The organism is Streptomyces xiaopingdaonensis (assembly GCF_000262345.1).
In the GTDB taxonomy this organism is placed as follows: Bacteria; Actinomycetota; Actinomycetes; order Streptomycetales; family Streptomycetaceae; genus Streptomyces; species Streptomyces xiaopingdaonensis.
In genome coordinates, this window is the sequence record NZ_AJTQ01000203.1 from 1 (window position 1) to 414 (window position 414).

The 414-nt window shown below is 73.9% G+C and carries 1 protein-coding gene; it reads right to left on the reverse strand.

The window, feature by feature from the left end:
• Nucleotides 1–414, reverse strand: a 414-nt coding sequence (locus UWG_RS30225; protein WP_033196189.1) for an AAA family ATPase, incomplete at both ends; no start/stop codon positions are given.

Genomic DNA, 414 nt, shown 5'->3' on the forward strand with positions numbered 1-414 from the left:
GCCCGCACCTCCTCCCCGTCGGTCTCGCGGAGCCCGTCTCCGACGAGCAACCACCGTGTGACACCGATCGATTCGAGGAACGCCAGGTCGTGCGCGGCGACGACGAGGGCGCCCTCGTACGAGTCGAGGGCGGTCGCGAGCCGGCGGACGCTGGCGATGTCGAGGTTGTTGGTGGGTTCGTCGAGGAGGAGGAGCTGCGGCGCGGGCGACGCGAGGAGCGTCGCGGCGAGAGCGGCGCGGAAGCGCTCACCGCCCGAGAGCGTGCCGGCGAGCTGCTCCGCGCGGGCGCCCTTGAAGAGGAAGCGGGCGAGCTGGGCGCGGATCTGGTTCTCGGGGACGTCGGGGGCGGCGCGAGCGACGTTGGCGGCGAGGCTCGCGGCGTCGTCGAGGACGTCGAGCCGCTGCGGCAGGAAC